Origin of the sequence: Streptomyces naganishii JCM 4654, assembly GCF_014650575.1 — a bacterium.
In the GTDB taxonomy this organism is placed as follows: Bacteria; Actinomycetota; Actinomycetes; order Streptomycetales; family Streptomycetaceae; genus Streptomyces; species Streptomyces naganishii.
Genome location: NZ_BMVF01000007.1, coordinates 427,962 through 443,341, shown reverse-complemented (window position 1 = coordinate 443,341; position 15,380 = coordinate 427,962). Strand labels below are relative to the sequence as shown.

At 69.7% G+C, this 15,380-nt stretch carries 12 protein-coding genes; 1 reads left to right on the top strand and 11 read right to left on the bottom strand.

All coding sequences use genetic code 11. The annotated features are described in order from the left end of the window. Window positions 1-134 precede the first annotated feature (134 nt). From rodA to IE217_RS16135, 9 genes are all read right to left on the bottom strand, one after another. The gene (gene rodA / locus IE217_RS16175) at window positions 135-1,334 is read right to left on the bottom strand and encodes a rod shape-determining protein RodA (RefSeq protein ID WP_190178551.1); all 1,200 of its coding nucleotides are present in this window, start codon (window positions 1,332-1,334) and stop codon (window positions 135-137) included. Then, window positions 1,331-3,598 carry a penicillin-binding protein 2 gene (mrdA, locus tag IE217_RS16170; protein WP_190178550.1) on the bottom strand — a complete coding sequence of 756 codons (2,268 nt, stop codon included), beginning with the start codon at window positions 3,596-3,598 and terminating at the stop codon, window positions 1,331-1,333. The genes rodA and mrdA overlap by 4 nt, the downstream gene beginning before the upstream one ends. Window positions 3,599-3,761: 163 nt before the next feature. Then, window positions 3,762-4,442, bottom strand: coding sequence for a rod shape-determining protein MreD (gene mreD / locus IE217_RS16165; protein ID WP_190178549.1), 681 nt, complete (start codon window positions 4,440-4,442; stop codon window positions 3,762-3,764). Window positions 4,443-4,457: 15 nt separating this feature from the next. Further along, a complete protein-coding gene (gene mreC, locus IE217_RS16160; protein ID WP_190178548.1) occupies window positions 4,458-5,399 on the bottom strand; it encodes a rod shape-determining protein MreC in 942 nt (313 codons plus the stop codon). 164 nt (window positions 5,400-5,563) lie between these two features. Beyond that, window positions 5,564-6,583, bottom strand: a complete 1,020-nt coding sequence (locus IE217_RS16155; protein WP_030381728.1) for a rod shape-determining protein — start codon at window positions 6,581-6,583, stop codon at window positions 5,564-5,566. A 279-nt stretch (window positions 6,584-6,862) separates the two neighbouring features. After that, window positions 6,863-7,276, bottom strand: coding sequence for a nucleoside-diphosphate kinase (gene ndk, locus IE217_RS16150; RefSeq protein ID WP_190178547.1), 414 nt, complete (start codon window positions 7,274-7,276; stop codon window positions 6,863-6,865). A gap of 75 nt (window positions 7,277-7,351) precedes the next feature. Then, on the bottom strand, window positions 7,352-7,717 hold the full coding sequence (locus tag IE217_RS16145) for a DUF4233 domain-containing protein (RefSeq protein ID WP_190178546.1): 366 nt from the start codon (window positions 7,715-7,717) through the stop codon (window positions 7,352-7,354). 6 nt (window positions 7,718-7,723) lie between these two features. Continuing rightward, the gene (gene folC, locus IE217_RS16140; RefSeq protein ID WP_190178545.1) at window positions 7,724-9,208 is read right to left on the bottom strand and encodes a bifunctional tetrahydrofolate synthase/dihydrofolate synthase; all 1,485 of its coding nucleotides are present in this window, start codon (window positions 9,206-9,208) and stop codon (window positions 7,724-7,726) included. 109 nt (window positions 9,209-9,317) lie between these two features. Beyond that, window positions 9,318-11,942, bottom strand: a complete 2,625-nt coding sequence (locus IE217_RS16135; protein ID WP_190178544.1) for a valine--tRNA ligase — start codon at window positions 11,940-11,942, stop codon at window positions 9,318-9,320. Between the two features lie 136 nt (window positions 11,943-12,078). On the opposite strand from IE217_RS16135, the gene IE217_RS16130 reads away from it, so the two are divergent. After that, on the top strand, window positions 12,079-13,056 hold the full coding sequence (locus tag IE217_RS16130; protein ID WP_190178543.1) for a hypothetical protein: 978 nt from the start codon (window positions 12,079-12,081) through the stop codon (window positions 13,054-13,056). Window positions 13,057-13,178: 122 nt separating this feature from the next. Here IE217_RS16130 and clpX read toward each other — a convergent pair whose 3' ends face one another. Both clpX and IE217_RS16120 read right to left on the bottom strand, forming a co-directional pair. Next, window positions 13,179-14,465, bottom strand: a complete 1,287-nt coding sequence (gene clpX / locus IE217_RS16125; protein ID WP_190178542.1) for an ATP-dependent Clp protease ATP-binding subunit ClpX — start codon at window positions 14,463-14,465, stop codon at window positions 13,179-13,181. Window positions 14,466-14,625: 160 nt separating this feature from the next. Further along, window positions 14,626-15,306: an ATP-dependent Clp protease proteolytic subunit gene (locus IE217_RS16120; protein ID WP_189705519.1), complete on the bottom strand. Its 681-nt coding sequence runs from the start codon at window positions 15,304-15,306 to the stop codon at window positions 14,626-14,628. Window positions 15,307-15,380: the final 74 nt, after the last annotated feature.

Sequence of the window (15,380 nt, the reverse complement as noted above, 5' to 3'; positions counted from 1 at the left end):
CTGGCCGCCGACCAGCGGCCACCGGCTCAGCCCTCCGGCCCCCGCCTCTGGCCGACCACCGACTACCGACCATCGGCCGTCGGTCACCGCCCCCCGAATCCCGGGGCCCTGGCCCCCAGGCCCCGGCCCCCGCCTCACGCCGACATGGGCCTCTGTACCCGGATCGACTGGAGGAGGCCCACTGCCACCCAGACCACGAACATCGACGAGCCTCCGTAGGACACGAACGGCAGGGGCAGGCCCGTGACCGGCATGATGCCGAGGGTCATGCCGATGTTCTCGAAGGACTGGAAGGCGAACCAGGCGACGATCCCGGCGGCGACGATCGTGCCGTACAGCTCGGTCGTCTCGCGGGCGATACGGCAGGCGCGCCACAGCACGACGCCGAGCAGCAGGATGATCAGTCCGGCGCCGACGAATCCGAGCTCCTCCCCCGCCACCGTGAAGACGAAGTCGGTCTGCTGCTCGGGCACGAACTGGCCGGTGGTCTGGGAGCCGTGGAAGAGCCCCGCGCCGGTCAGGCCGCCGGAGCCGATGGCGATGCGGGCCTGGTTGGTGTTGTAGCCGACGCCGGCCGGGTCGAGGCTGGGGTTGGCGAACGCCGCGAAGCGGTTGATCTGGTACTGGTCCAGGATGTGCAGCTGCCAGACGGCGAGGCAGCCGACGACGCCGACGGCGATCAGGCCGAACACCCAGCGGTTGGAGGCGCCGGAGGCGAGCAGCACGCCCAGGATGATGGTCAGCAGCACCAGGACGGTACCGAGGTCCGGCATGAGCAGCACGATCAGGATGGGTACGGCGGCCAGTCCGAGCGCCTGGAGGACGGTGCGGTGGTCGGGGTACGTCCGGTCGCCCGCGTCGACGCGGGCGGCCAGCAGCATGGCCATGCCCAGGATCATCGAGATCTTCACGAACTCGGACGGCTGGAGCGAGAAGCCGCCGCCGAGGACGATCCAGTTGCGGCTGCCGTTGATGGTGGCGCCGAGCGGGGTGAGCACCAGCAGCACGCCGAACAGGGAGACGCCGTAGAGGATCGGCACGGCGTTGCGCAGGGCGCGGTGGCCGAGCCAGATGGTGCCGATCATCAGGGCGACCCCGATGCCGGTGTTCATCAGGTCCCGGAGCAGGAAGTAGTACGGGTCGCCCTGGTTGATCTCGGTGCGGTTGCGGGTGGCCGAGAAGACCAGGGCGCAGCCGATGCCCGACAGGGCGAGCGCCGACAGCAGCATCGGCCAGTCCAGCCGGCGGGCCATGGAGTCGCGGGCCAGCAGCCGGGTCCAGCCGGCGCGGCGCGGTCCGTACCCGGAGACGGAGAAGCTGTTCGCGCCGGTCATGCGGTGGTCCTCCGGCCTCGCGTGCCGCGGCGGCGCCTGCGGGTGTTGCGGTTGCCCGTGGTGGGTGTGGGGGTGGTGGCGGCCGGTGTCTGGTTGCCGCCCTGGCTGGTGTCGCCCTGCTGGTTGACCTGCTGGGCGACCTTCTCCTGGTCCTTGGCCGGGTCGCCGGTGATCTTCGGCGCGCTGATCGAGCCGTCGGCCTGGATCTTGGGCAGGCTCTTGAGCGGGGTGGGCAGCAGGGCCTTCTTGTTGTCGATGGAGCCGTCGGCCTGGACGCCGTACAGGGAGCTGTAGATGTTGCGCACGGCCTCACCGGAGGCGCCCGAGCCAGTACCGGCCTGGGCGATGGTCATGATGACCGAGTAGTCCTTGGTGTAGGTGGCGAGCCAGGAGGTGGTCTGCTTGCCGTAGACCTCCGCCGTACCGGTCTTGGCGTGCAGCGGGATCTTGTCCTGGGGCCAGCCGGCGAACTTCCACGCGGCCGTGCCCCGGGTGGCGACGCCGGCGAGGGCCTCGTCCATCATGTTGCGGGTGGCCTGGGTGACGGGCAGCCTGCCGTGCGGCTTGGGCTTGATCTCGGTGACGTGCTTGCCGTCGGCGCTGACGATCGCCTTGCCGATGGTCGGGGTGTACATGGTCCCGCCGTTGGAGATGGCGCCGTAGATGACGGCCTCCTGGATCGGCGTGACGAGGGTGTCGCCCTGGCCGATGGAGTAGTTGATCGCGTCGCCCTCGCGCATCTTGTTGCCCTCGAGGCAGTTCTCGTAGGCGATCTTCTCGACGTAACTGCCGTTCTTCTTGCCGGTCTTGCACCAGGCGTCCTTGTTGGCCTCCCAGTAGCTCTGCTTCCACCGGCGGTCCGGGACGCGGCCGGTGACCTCGCCCGGCAGGTCGACGCCGGTCTCCTTGCCGAGTCCGAACTGGTGGGCGGCCCTGAAGAAGTAGTCCTTGGGCTGGCCCTTCTTGGGGTTGATGCCCCCGTCCTTCTTCCACTCGTTGTCCGCGAGGCCGTAGAAGACGGTGTCGCAGGAGACCTCCAGGGCGCGGCCCAGGGAGATGGGGCCGAAGTTCTCGCCCTCGAAGTTCTTGAAGACCTGGCCGCCGACCGAGTAGGAGCTGGTGCAGGGGTAGTTGCCGTTGAAGTCGTAGCCGGCCTCGACGGCGGCGGCCGTGGAGACCACCTTGAAGGTCGAGCCGGGCGCGGACTGACCCTGGATGGCGCGGTTGAGCAGCGGGTAGTCGGAGTCCTTGCCGGTGAGCGCCTTGTAGTCCTTGGCGGAGATGCCGCCGACCCAGACGTTGGGGTCGTAGGTCGGGGCGGAGGCCATGGCGACGATGCGGCCGGTCTTGGCCTCCATCACCACCACGGCGCCGGAGTCGGCCTTGTAGTTCTCACCGGTGATCTTGTCGAACTGCTGGCGGGCGGCCTTCATGGCCTTGTCCAGCTCGTACTCGGCGACTCGCTGGACGCGGGCGTCGATGCTGGTGACGAGGTTGGAGCCGGGCTCGGCGGCGTCCGACTTGGCCTTGCCGATGACGCGGCCGAGGTTGTCGACCTCGTAGCGGGTGACGCCGGCCTTGCCGCGCAGTTCCTTGTCGTACTGCCGCTCCAGCCCGGATCGGCCGACCATGTCGGAGCGCAGGAAGGGCGAGTCGGTGTTCTTGGCCTGCTGGATCTCGTCGTCGGTGACCGGGGAGAGGTAGCCGAGGACCTGGGCGGCGTTGGACTTGCCCGGGGCCGCGTAGCGCCGGACGGCCTCGGGTTCGGCGGTGATGCCGGGGAAGTCCTCGGCGCGCTCGCGGATCTGGAGTGCCTGGCGGGGGGTGGCCTCGTCGGTGATGGGGATGGGCTGGTACGGCGAGCCGTTCCAGCAGGGCTGCGGGGTCTTGGCGTCGCACAGCCGCACCTTCTGCCTGACCTCTTCGGGGTCGAGGCCGAGGACGCCGGCGAGCTTGGTGAGGACGGCCTTGCCGTCGTCCTTCTGCTTGAGCAGGTCGGTGCGGGAGGCGGAGACGACGAGCCGTGTCTCGTTGTCCGCGAGGGGCACTCCGCGCGCGTCCAGGATCGAGCCGCGCACGGCGGGCTGGACGACCTGCTGGACGTGGTTGCCGGAGGCCTCCTTCTGGTACTCCGCGCCGTTGCGGATCTGGAGGTACCACAGACGGCCGCCGAGGGTGCCGAGCAGGGAGAGGACGAGGATCTGGATGACGATGAGCCGTGTCTGGACCCGTGGGGTCCGGCCGGTCTCGGGGATGTTGGTCACGGTGCTGCCTCCCCCTCTCAGTGTGCGGACGTGTGTGCGCGTACGAATGATGAACGACGGGCCTGTGAGCCCCCGTTCCTGCCCGGCTTCCCCGTTCGGGTGAACTCCCCCGTGCCCGGGGCGGCTTGCCCCGGCCCGGTCTCAGCCGCTCGCCCCCGTTGCCTCACAGCCGCTTGACCCCCTTGATGCGTCCGGCGCGGGCCGTGCGGGAGCGGGCGGCCTTCACCTTCAGGCCGCCGAGGGCGCCGCGCTGCCCGCCGATGCGCAGTCCGGTGCCGGAGGAGAGCCAGCCGGAGGAGATGTCGGCCTTCTTCGCGGCGGAGCCGGTCGCGGCGAGCGGGTCGTTCTCCGCCCGCCGGGCCAGGGCCATGATCCCGGGGACCACGAAGGGCGCGAGGAGCAGGTCGTACACGGCGGCGCTGATCAGCAGTCCGGGCAGGCCGACGTGGCGGGCGGCGGTGTCGCCGACCAGGGCGCCGACGCCCGCGTACAGCAGGGTGGAGCCGATGGCGGCGGCGACCACCACGGCCATCGGGCCGGTGGCCGACTTGACCTGCCCGGTCTCGGGCTTGATGAGGCCCGCGAGGTAGCCGATGACGCACAGCACGAGGGCGTAGCGGCCGGCGGCGTGGTCGGCGGGCGGGGCGAGGTCGGCGAGCAGTCCGGCGCCGAAGCCGACGAGGCAGCCGCCGACATGGCCGTAGACCATGGCGAGGCCGAGGACGGTGAGCAGCAGCAGGTCGGGGACGGCGCCGGGCAGATGGAGCCGGGAGAGCACGCTCACCTGGATGACGAGGGCGACGACGACCAGCGCGGTGGACAGCAGGATCCGGTTGAGACGCATGGGGACTTCGAGCTCCTACTGCTGCGGCCGGCCGGTGGCGGTGGCGTCGGCGGACGGGGTGACCGTCACGGTCACCGTGGGCGTCGGGGTCGGCTTGGGCTTGGGGGGCAGCACCTCGTCGCGCGGGTCCTTCTTGGGTCCCTGGACGACGACTCCGACGATGTCGAGCTTGGTGAAGCCGACGAACGGCGTGACGTAGACCGTGCGGGTCAGGTCGCCGCCGGAGGGGTCGACGCGGGAGACGACGCCGACCGGGACGCCGGGCACGAAGGGCTTGTCGGCCTCGGAGCCGAAGGTGACGAGCCGGTCGCCCTTCTTGACGTCCGCCTTGGCGTTGAGGAGCTGGACGCGCAGCGGGCGGTCGCCCTGTCCGGAGGCGAAGCCGAGTTCGTCGCTGCCCTCCATGCGGGTGCCGACGGTGAAGTCCGGGTCGTTGGCGAGCAGCACGGTGGAGGAGTTCGGGCCGACGGTGGTGACGCGGCCGACCAGTCCGTCGGCGTTGAGGACGGTCATGTCGCGCTTGATGCCGTCGTTGGCGCCGGCGTCGATGGTGATGGTCCAGGAGAAGCCCTGGGCGGCTCCTATCGCGATGACCTCGGCGCCCTTGATGCCGTACTGGCCGTCGCCCGCGAGCTTCAGCATCCGGTCGAGCTGGTTCAGGCGGCTGCGGTTGCGGTCGCCGCTGCCGAGTTTCGCCTTGAGGGCCGCGTTCTCCTTCTCCAGCGCGGCGAGCCGGTCGTGGCGCTCGCCGGAGTCGCGGATCGCGGAGACCGCGTTGCCGACGGGATCGACCGCCGACGACACGCCGTTCTCGATCGGACCGAAGACGGTGGCGGCGGCCTGCCGGGCGCCGTCGACCGGGGAGTTCTTTCCGCCCCGGATGTCCACTGTGATCAGCGCGAACGCGATGGCGATCAGCAGTACCAGGAGCAGCCGGCTCTCTTTCGTGTCCCTCACGTGCGACGGCCGTGCCCTTCCCTCTAGGAATCGGGTGGCCCCCCGAAGCCGCGAAATGGCGAAACGCAAACCCAAGGGGCCCATTTGTGGGAGCTTATGCCTCTATATCAACGATCCGCCGTACGAGAGGGGATCATCTCGTACGGCGGAATCGAAGAGTTACCTCATCTGCGCGGCTGGGCGTCCAGCACCTGCTGCAGCGCCTCGAATTCCTCGACGCACTTGCCGGAGCCGAGCGCCACGCTGTCCAGCGGGTCCTCGGCGATGTGGATCGGCATGCCGGTCTCGCGGCGCAGCCGCTCGTCCAGACCGCGCAGCAGGGCCCCGCCGCCGGTCAGAACGATTCCTCGGTCCATGATGTCGCCGGACAGCTCCGGCGGGCACTTGTCGAGGGTCGTCTTGACCGCGTCGACGATCGCGTTGACCGGTTCCTCGATGGCCTTGCGGACCTCGGCGGCCGAGATGACGACCGTCTTGGGCAGTCCGGAGACCAGGTCCCGGCCGCGGATTTCGGTGTGCTCGTCGGAGTCGAGGTCGTACGCCGAACCGATCGTGATCTTGATCTGCTCGGCCGTCCGCTCGCCCAGCAGGAGGCTGTACTCCTTCTTGACGTGCTGGATGATCGCGTTGTCCAGTTCGTCGCCCGCGACACGGATGGACTGGGCGGTGACGATGCCGCCGAGCGAGATGACCGCGACCTCCGTGGTGCCGCCGCCGATGTCGACCACCATGTTGCCCGTGGCCTCGTGGACCGGCAGGCCGGAGCCGATGGCCGCGGCCATGGGCTCCTCGATGATGTGCACCTGGCGGGCGCCGGCCTGCGAGGAGGCCTCGATGACGGCGCGGCGCTCGACGCCGGTGATGCCGGAGGGCACGCAGACCACGACCCGCGGACGCGCCAGATAGCGCCGCTTGTGGATCTTCAGGATGAAGTAGCGGAGCATCCGCTCGGTGATCTCGAAGTCCGCGATGACGCCGTCTTTCAGCGGACGCACGGCCACGATGTTGCCCGGGGTGCGCCCGATCATCTTCTTCGCTTCGGCGCCGACCGCGAGGATGCCACCGGTGTTCGTGTTGATCGCGACGACGGACGGCTCGTTGAGTACGATCCCGCGACCCCTGACGTACACCAGCGTGTTGGCGGTCCCGAGGTCGACAGCCATGTCACGGCCGATGAACGACATTGAGTTCCCCATCAGGATTCGTCTGGCCTTCCCTGGGAGCTTTTGAGGGCATTTCAGGTACGGCGAGGTGGGTGCTGTGACGTGAAGGCTTCCATCGTAGACGCGCCTGCACGAACACTGCGCGAGGGTCTTCGCCATTGTCAGCAGATGGCGTACCGCCTCGCTTGTGGAGACGGTCCATCGGGGGCACGCGTTCCCCCGATCGGCATCGCCTATGCGACAGGGCGGCCGGGTGTGTACGGCCGCCCTGTACAGGCGGGATGATCAGCTGACGGTATGTCAGGCACGACCCGGGAAGAAGATCTTCACCTCGCGCTCGGCGGACTCCTCGGAGTCGGAGGCGTGGATCAGGTTCTCCCGGACGATCACGCCGTAGTCGCCGCGGATCGAGCCGGGCGCCGCCGCGATCGGGTCGGTCGGACCGGCCAGGGCGCGCACGCCCTCGACGACCCGCTCACCCTCGACGATCATGGCCACGACGGGGCCGGAGGACATGAACTCCACCAGCGGCTCGTAGAAGGGCTTGCCCTTGTGCTCGCCGTAGTGCTGCTCCAGGGTGTCCTGGTCCAGGGAGCGCAGCTCCAGCGCGGTGATCTGCCAGCCGGCCTTGCGCTCGATACGGCTGATGATCTCGCCGGTCAGGCCACGACGGACGGCGTCGGGCTTGAGGAGGACGAGGGTGCGCTGGGTCACGGGGGACTCCTTCTCCTTACAGGACGTGCGGTGGGACGAGGTTACAGGGCGTGTCCGCGGCCCTGTCACGCCGCGTCAGCCGGAAACGGAGCCGGACGGGCCGGCCTCGGCGGCCTGCGCCGCGAATCTCGCCTTCGCCTCATCGACCTTCCGCCCGAAGTGCACCGAGGCCCACCACAGCGCCGCGAACACCGCGCCCATGAAGTACATCGTCGGCACCGCGAGGCCGGAGGCGATCAGCGCGATCTGCAGGGCCCAGCCGAGTGCGACGCCGCCGGGCCGGTTCAGCATGCCGCACAGCAGCACGCACAGCAGCATGGCGACGCCGCTGACCGTCCAGACCGCGGTCGTGGACAGGCCGGGGTCCTTCATCGCGACCAGCGCGGCGAAGCCGATGACGAAGAACTCGCCGATCAGCGTCGAGGAACAGAGCGTACGCACCGCAAGTCAGCCCTTCCCGAGAAGCAGCCGGGCCTCACCGACGGTGATGACGGACCCGGTGACCAGCACACCGCCGCCGGCGAACTCGCCCTCCTCCTCGGCGAGCGTGATCGCGGCCTCCAGCGCGTCCGGCAGCCGCGGCTCGACCTGGACGCGGTCCTCGCCGAACACCTCCACGGCGATCCCGGCCAGCTCGTCGGCGTCCATGGCGCGGTGGCTGGAGTTCTGCGTGACGACGACCTCCGCGAAGACCGGCTCGAAGGCCTCGAGGAGACCGCGCACGTTCTTGTCGCCGCTGGCCCCGACCACGCCGATCAGCCGGCTGAAGTCGAAGGCCTCCTGGACCGCCTCGGCGGTCACCCGCGCGCCCGCCGGGTTGTGCGCGGCGTCCAGCACCACGGTCGGCGAGCGGCGCACGATCTCCAGCCTGCCCGGCGAGGACACCGACGCGAACGCCTTGCGCACCGCGTCCACGTCCAGCGGCTCGGCGCGCTGCGCCCCGACCCCGAAGAACGCCTCCACGGCGGCGAGCGCCACGGCCGCGTTGTGCGCCTGGTGGGCGCCGTACAGCGGCAGGTACACGTCGGTGTACTCGCCGCCCAGCCCGCGCAGGGTCAGAAGCTGCCCGCCCACGGCCACCTGCCGGGAGACGACACCGAACTCCAGCCCCTCGCGGGCCACGGTCGCGTCGGTCTCGACGGCCTTCTTCAGCAGCACCTGGGCGGCGTCCACCGGCTGCTGGGCCATGATCACCGTGGCGCCCTGCTTGATGATGCCGGACTTCTCCCCGGCGATCTCCCCGGGCGTGGAGCCGAGCCGGTCGGTGTGGTCCAGGTCGATGGGGGTCACGACGGCGACATCGCCGTCGATGACGTTGGTGGCGTCCCAGCTGCCGCCCATGCCCACCTCGACGACGGCCACGTCCACCGGCGCGTCGGCGAAGGCGGCGTACGCCATGCCGGTGAGCACCTCGAAGAAGGACAGCCGGTACTCCTGCGAGGCGTCGACCATCTCGATGTACGGCTTGATGTCCCGGTAGGTCTCCACGAACCGCTCGGCGGAGACGGGAGCGCCGTCCAGGCTGATCCGCTCGGTGACCGACTGCACGTGCGGGGAGGTGTACCGGCCGGTGCGCAGTTCGAAGGCGCCCAGCAGGGACTCGATCATGCGGGCGGTGGAGGTCTTGCCGTTGGTGCCGGTGATGTGGATGGAGGGGTACGACCGCTGCGGCTCGCCCAGCACGTCCATCAGCGCGGCGATCCTGCTGACCGAGGGCTCCAGCTTGGTCTCGCCCCAGCGGGTGGCGAGGTCCGCCTCGACCTCGCGGAGCGCCTCGTCGACCTCCGGGTCCTCGGGGCGGGCGGGCACGTCTGCCTGCGGCGGGCCGCCCTGCGTGCGCAGGGTGCGGCTGCCCGCCTCGATGACGGCGAGATCGGGGTCGCGGTCGGTCTCGGCGGCGATGATCTCGTCGAAGGGGTCGCTTTCACTCACAGGGCCAGTTTAGGGGTGCGCCCGGGGCAAGGGGCGGCTGGTCCCGCCCGGCGGGCGCGGGGAGGCCGGTGTGTCCGGTCGCGCGCTCCCCGCGCCCCTGGGAGGCCGGCTACTGCCCGGGCAGCCTCTCCAGCTGGGCCTGGATCCTCTCGATGTCCTCCTCCGCCTTCGCCAGGCGCGTGCGGATCTTCTCCACCACCTGGTCGGGGGCCTTCGACAGGAACGCCTCGTTGCCGAGCTTGGCGTTCGCCTGGGCCTTCTCCTTCTCGGCCGCCGCCAGGTCCTTGGCGAGGCGCTTGCGCTCGGCGGCCACGTCGATGGTGCCGGACAGGTCGAGGGCGACCTCGGCACCGGCGACCGGGAGGGTCGCGGTGGCCGTGAAGGAGTCGCCCTCCGGCTGGAGGCGGAGCAGCTGGCGGATGGCCGCCTCGTGCGGGGCGAGCGCGGTGCCCTCCAGCACCAGCCGGGCCGGGACCCGCTGGCCGGGCTGAAGGCCCTGGTCGGCGCGGAAGCGGCGGACCTCGGTGATCACGGACTGGAGCGTGCCGATCTCCCGCTCCGCGTCCGCGTCCCGGAAGCCGCTGTCGGCCGGCCAGTCGGCGATCACGACCGACTCGCCGCCGGTCAGCGTCGTCCACAGGGTCTCGGTGACGAAGGGGACGACCGGGTGGAGCAGCCGCAGCGTGACGTCGAGGACCTCGCCGAGGACCCGCTTGGAGACCTCGGCCGGCTCGCCGCCCGCCTGGAACGTCGTCTTGGACAGCTCGACGTACCAGTCGAAGACCTCGTCCCAGGCGAAGTGGAAGAGGGCGTCGGAGAGCTTGGCGAACTGGAAGTCGTCGTAGTACGCGTCGACTTCGGCGACGACGGAGTTCAGGCGGGACAGGATCCAGCGGTCGGTGGCCGACATCCGGGAGGCGTCGGGCAGCGGGCCGTCCACCGTGGCGCCGTTCATCAGCGCGAAGCGGGTGGCGTTCCAGATCTTGTTGGCGAAGTTGCGCGAGCCCTGGACCCAGTCCTCGCCGATCGGCACGTCGACGCCGGGGTTGGCGCCGCGGGCGAGGGTGAAGCGCAGGGCGTCGGAGCCGTACTTGTCCATCCAGTCCAGCGGGTTGACCGCGTTGCCGAAGGACTTCGACATCTTCTTGCCGAACTGGTCGCGGACCATGCCGTGCAGGGCGATGGTGTGGAACGGCGGGGTGCCGTCCATCGCGTACAGGCCGAACATCATCATCCGGGCGACCCAGAAGAACAGGATGTCGTAGCCGGTGACCAGGACGGAGTTCGGGTAGAACTTCGCGAGCGACTCGGTCCGCTCGGGCCAGCCGAGGGTGGAGAAGGGCCACAGGCCGGAGGAGAACCAGGTGTCGAGGACGTCGGTGTCCTGGTGCCAGCCCTCGCCGCTCGGCGGTTCCTCGTCGGGGCCGACGCAGACGACCTCGCCGTCCGGGCCGTACCAGACCGGGATGCGGTGGCCCCACCACAACTGGCGTGAGATGCACCAGTCGTGGAGGTTGTCGACCCAGTCGAAGTAGCGCTTCTCCATCTCCTGGGGATGGATCTTGACCTTGCCCTCGCGGACCGCGTCACCGGCGGCCTTGGCCAGCGGGCCGACCTTGACCCACCACTGCATGGACAGGCGCGGCTCGATCGTGGTCTTGCAGCGCGAGCAGTGGCCGACGGAGTGGACGTAGGGCCGCTTCTCGGCGACGATCCGGCCCTCGGCGCGCAGCGCGGCGACGATGGCGGAGCGGGCCTCCAGGCGGTCCAGGCCCTGGAAGGGGCCGTGCGCGGTGATGACGGCGTGCTCGTCCATCACGGCGATGGACGGCAGGCCGTGGCGCTGGCCGATCTCGAAGTCGTTCGGGTCGTGCGCCGGGGTCACCTTGACGGCGCCGGTGCCGAACTCGGGGTCGACGTGCTCGTCGGCGACGACCGGGATGGAGCGGTCGGTCAGCGGCAGCTTGATGAGCCTGCCGACCAGGTGCTTGTAGCGCTCGTCCTCCGGGTGGACGGCGACGGCCGTGTCGCCGAGCATGGTCTCGGCGCGGGTGGTGGCAACGACGATGGTGTCGTCACCCTCGCCGTACGTCATGGAGACGAGCTCGCCGTCGTCGTCCTGGTACTCGACCTCGATGTCGGAGATCGCGGTCAGGCAGCGCGGGCACCAGTTGATGATGCGCTCGGCGCGGTAGATCAGCTCGTCGTCGTAGAGCCGCTTGAAGATGGTCTGGACGGCCTGGGAGAGGCCCTCGTCCATCGTGAAGCGCTCGCGGGACCAGGCGACGCCGTCGCCGAGACGGCGCATCTGGCCGCTGATCTGGCCGCCGGACTCGCCCTTCCACCGCCAGACGCGCTCGACGAACGCCTCGCGGCCGAGGTCGTGGCGGGACTTGCCCTCCTTGGCGAGTTCCCGCTCGACGACGTTCTGCGTGGCGATGCCGGCGTGGTCCATGCCGGGCTGCCACAGCGTCTCGAAGCCCTGCATGCGCTTGCGGCGCGTGAGGGCGTCGATGAGGGTGTGCTCGAAGGCGTGCCCGAGGTGCAGGCTGCCCGTGACGTTCGGCGGGGGGATGACGATGGTGTACGGAGGCTTGTCGCTCTTGGCGTCCGCCTCGAAGTAACCCCGCTCCACCCAGCGCTCGTACAGCGGCCCCTCTACGTCGGCCGGCGCGTACTGGGTCGGCAGTTCGGTGTCGGGCGCTGTTGGCTGCTGCTGAGCGTTCTCGGTCACGGGGTCAGTTTAGAGGTGTCACGGCGCCGTCCCGAACCGCATTTGTTCTGTAACGGTGCGCACCCCGACGCCATGGGCCCGCTGTGCCTGCGCCAGGATGTCAGGAACACATAAGCATCTGGAGGGGAACCCAGTAATGAGCTACAACCAGCCGGGCCCGTACGGCGGGCAGCCCCAGCAGCCCGGACCGTACGGCCAGCCGGGAGGCCCGGGCCCGTACGGCCAGCCGCCCCAGGCTCCCCAGCCCGGCTATGGCTACCCCCAGCAGGCCCCTCCGCCCCAGCCGCAGCCCGGTTACGGCTACCCGCAGCAGCCCCCCGGCGTGCCGCCGCAGGCCGGCCCCTACGGCCAGCAGCAGCCGCCTTACGGCCAGCCCCCGTACGGCCAGCAGCCCTACGGCGCGGTGCCCCAGCCCCCGGCGCCGGGCGGCGGCAAGAAGAAGACCGGCCTGATCATCGGCGCCGTGGCGGTGGTCGCGGCGATCGCGGTGGGGGCGTACTTCGTCCTGAGCGGAAGCGGCGGCAGCGGCTCCGTCGCGGACGACGGCCCGCACAAGCTGACGACACCGGCGACGGTGATCAACGGGACGTACACCAAGAAGTCGAACGCCAGCTCCGACGACATGAGCGACAGCGACCTGGCGGACTTCCGGAAGTGGGGCGTGAAGAACGCCAAGCACGCGGGTGCCTCGTACCAGTCCGGAACGGGCCTGACGGTCAAGAGCCTTTCCTTCAGCGGTGTCTACGGCACCATCGACGACCCCGAGGCGGTCGTGGACGCGGCGTTCGCCAAGGTCAAGTCGGAGTCGGAGTCGGACAAGAGCGGCGACGGGACCAAGGGCAAGCTGCTGGGCAGCCCCCAGACGATGCACCCGGCGGGCTTCGACGGCGTCATGAAGTGCCAGGTGGCGCAGATCGACAGCACCCGCTCGTCGGCGTCGACCACCGGCGTCAAGACCATGAAGGTGCCCTTCTGCATCTGGGGCGACCACAGCACCGTCGCCGACGTCTCCGCGTTCAGCTTCGCCTCGCTGGCCTCCGGTGAGGGCGGCTCGGTCGACGACACGGCCTCGCTCGCCGCGAAGCTCCGCAACGACGTGCGCGTCAAGGCCTGACCGCGAAAAGAGGCCTGACGGCGAAAAGAGGCCTGACGGCGAAAAGAGGCCTGACGGCGAAAGGGAAGGGCCCGGCGCGTTCCGCGCGCCGGGCCCTTCCCTTTCGCTTCCCGTCCGTCCGGCTACGCCGTCTTCTGCTCGCCCGGGCCGCGGCCGCGCGCGTCCCTCGGGATGAGGGTGGGGTTGACGTTGGAGTGGACGACGTCGGCGGTGATGACGACGCGGGCCACGTCCTTGCGGGACGGGACCTCGTACATCACCGACATCAGGACCTCCTCCATGATGGCGCGCAGTCCGCGCGCGCCGGTCTGGCGGAGGATGGCCTGGTCGGCGATGGCCTCCAGCGCCTCGCGCTCGAAGTCCAGCTCGACACCGTCGAGTTCGAAAAGACGTTGGTACTGCTTCACCAGCGCGTTGCGCGGCTCGACGAGGATCTTCAGCAGGGCCTCGCGGTCCAGGTTGTGGACCGAGGTGATGACCGGGAGACGGCCGATGAACTCGGGGATCATGCCGAACTTGACCAGGTCCTCGGGCATGACGTCCTCGAACTGGTCCTTGGCCTCCAGCTCCCGCTTGGAGCGGATCGTGGCGCCGAAGCCGATGCCCTTGGCGCCCGCGCGCCCCTCGATGATCTTCTCCAGGCCGGCGAAGGCACCGCCCACGATGAACAGCACGTTCGTCGTGTCGATCTGGATGAACTCCTGGTGCGGGTGCTTGCGGCCGCCCTGCGGCGGCACGGAGGCGGTGGTGCCCTCGAGGATCTTCAGCAGCGCCTGCTGCACGCCCTCGCCGGACACGTCACGGGTGATCGAGGGGTTCTCGCTCTTGCGGGCGACCTTGTCGATCTCGTCGATGTAGATGATCCCGGTCTCGGCCTTCTTGACGTCGTAGTCGGCCGCCTGGATCAGCTTCAGGAGGATGTTCTCGACGTCCTCGCCCACATAGCCGGCCTCGGTCAGCGCGGTGGCGTCGGCGATCGCGAACGGCACGTTGAGCATCCGGGCCAGGGTCTGGGCGAGCAGGGTCTTGCCGGAGCCCGTGGGCCCGAGCAGCAGGATGTTGGACTTGGCCAGCTCGATGGCGTCCTCGCGGCCCTGGCCGCCGCCGTTCTCCCCGGCCTGGACGCGCTTGTAGTGGTTGTAGACCGCGACCGACAGGGCCTTCTTGGCGGCCTCCTGGCCGACCACGTACCCGTCGAGGAACTCGTAGATCTCGCGGGGCTTGGGCAGTTCCTCCCAGCGCACCTCGCTCGTCTCGGCGAGCTCCTCCTCGATGATCTCGTTGCAGAGATCGATGCACTCGTCGCAGATGTACACACCGGGCCCTGCGATGAGCTTCTTGACCTGCTTCTGGCTCTTGCCGCAGAACGAGCACTTGAGCAGATCGCCGCCGTCACCGATGCGTGCCACGGTGTGCTTCCCCTTCGCCTGGGAGACGCCTAGGTCCAGCGGCTCCTGGTGCTGCCTTATGTCGACGGTACCTTGCCGGGCCCCTCGTTCGGGCCCCCCTTGGCACGGTTCACTTCCGCGTGGCCCGTGCCAAGGAGCGGCGGACGCGTGCGCGTCAGCGTCAGCGCACCGACGCGTTGTTCATCTTCCGGGTGGAAATGATCTGGTCGATCAGGCCGTACGACAGCGCTTCCTCGGCCGTGAGGATCTTGTCGCGCTCGATGTCCTCGCGGATCTTCTCGATCGGCGTGGTGGAGTGCTTGGCCAGCATCTCCTCCAGCTGCGAGCGCATCCGGAGGATCTCGTTGGCGGCGATCTCCAGGTCGGAGACCTGGCCGCGGCCGGTCTCGCTGTAGGGCTGGTGGATCAGCACGCGCGCGTTCGGCAGAGCCATGCGCTTGCCGGGGGTGCCGGCGGCCAGCAGGACGGCGGCGGCGGAGGCCGCCTGGCCCATGCACACCGTCTGGATGTCCGGCTTGACGAACTGCATCGTGTCGTAGATGGCCGTCAGCGCCGTGAAGGAGCCGCCGGGGCTGTTGATGTAGACCGAGATGTCCCGGTCGGGGTCCATCGACTCCAGGCACAGCAGCTGCGCCATGACGTCGTTGGCGGAGGCGTCGTCGATCTGGACGCCGAGGAAGATCACGCGCTCCTCGAAGAGCTTCGCGTACGGGTCGTACTCGCGGATGCCCTGGGAGGTGCGCTCCACGAAGCGCGGGATGACGTAGCGGGACTCGGCCGTGGGGCCGGTGTACTCGGCGCGCGCACGGTCGTAGAGGCCGCTGCCGGGGAAGTCGTTCACGGTGTCTCCTGGAAAGGGGCTGGGCGGTCGGCTGGGGGCTGGCTGGGCTGCGTGGGAGGGGGCCGCGGGCCCCC

Coding starts and splice junctions, on each gene's coding strand:
- rodA (WP_190178551.1), bottom strand. CDS start 1,334: ATGACCGGCGCGAACAGCTTCTCCGTCTCCGGGTACGGACCGCGCCGC.
- mreD (WP_190178549.1), bottom strand. CDS start 4,442: ATGCGTCTCAACCGGATCCTGCTGTCCACCGCGCTGGTCGTCGTCGCC.
- IE217_RS16155 (WP_030381728.1), bottom strand. CDS start 6,583: ATGTCGTTCATCGGCCGTGACATGGCTGTCGACCTCGGGACCGCCAAC.
- IE217_RS16130 (WP_190178543.1), top strand. CDS start 12,079: ATGAGCTACAACCAGCCGGGCCCGTACGGCGGGCAGCCCCAGCAGCCC.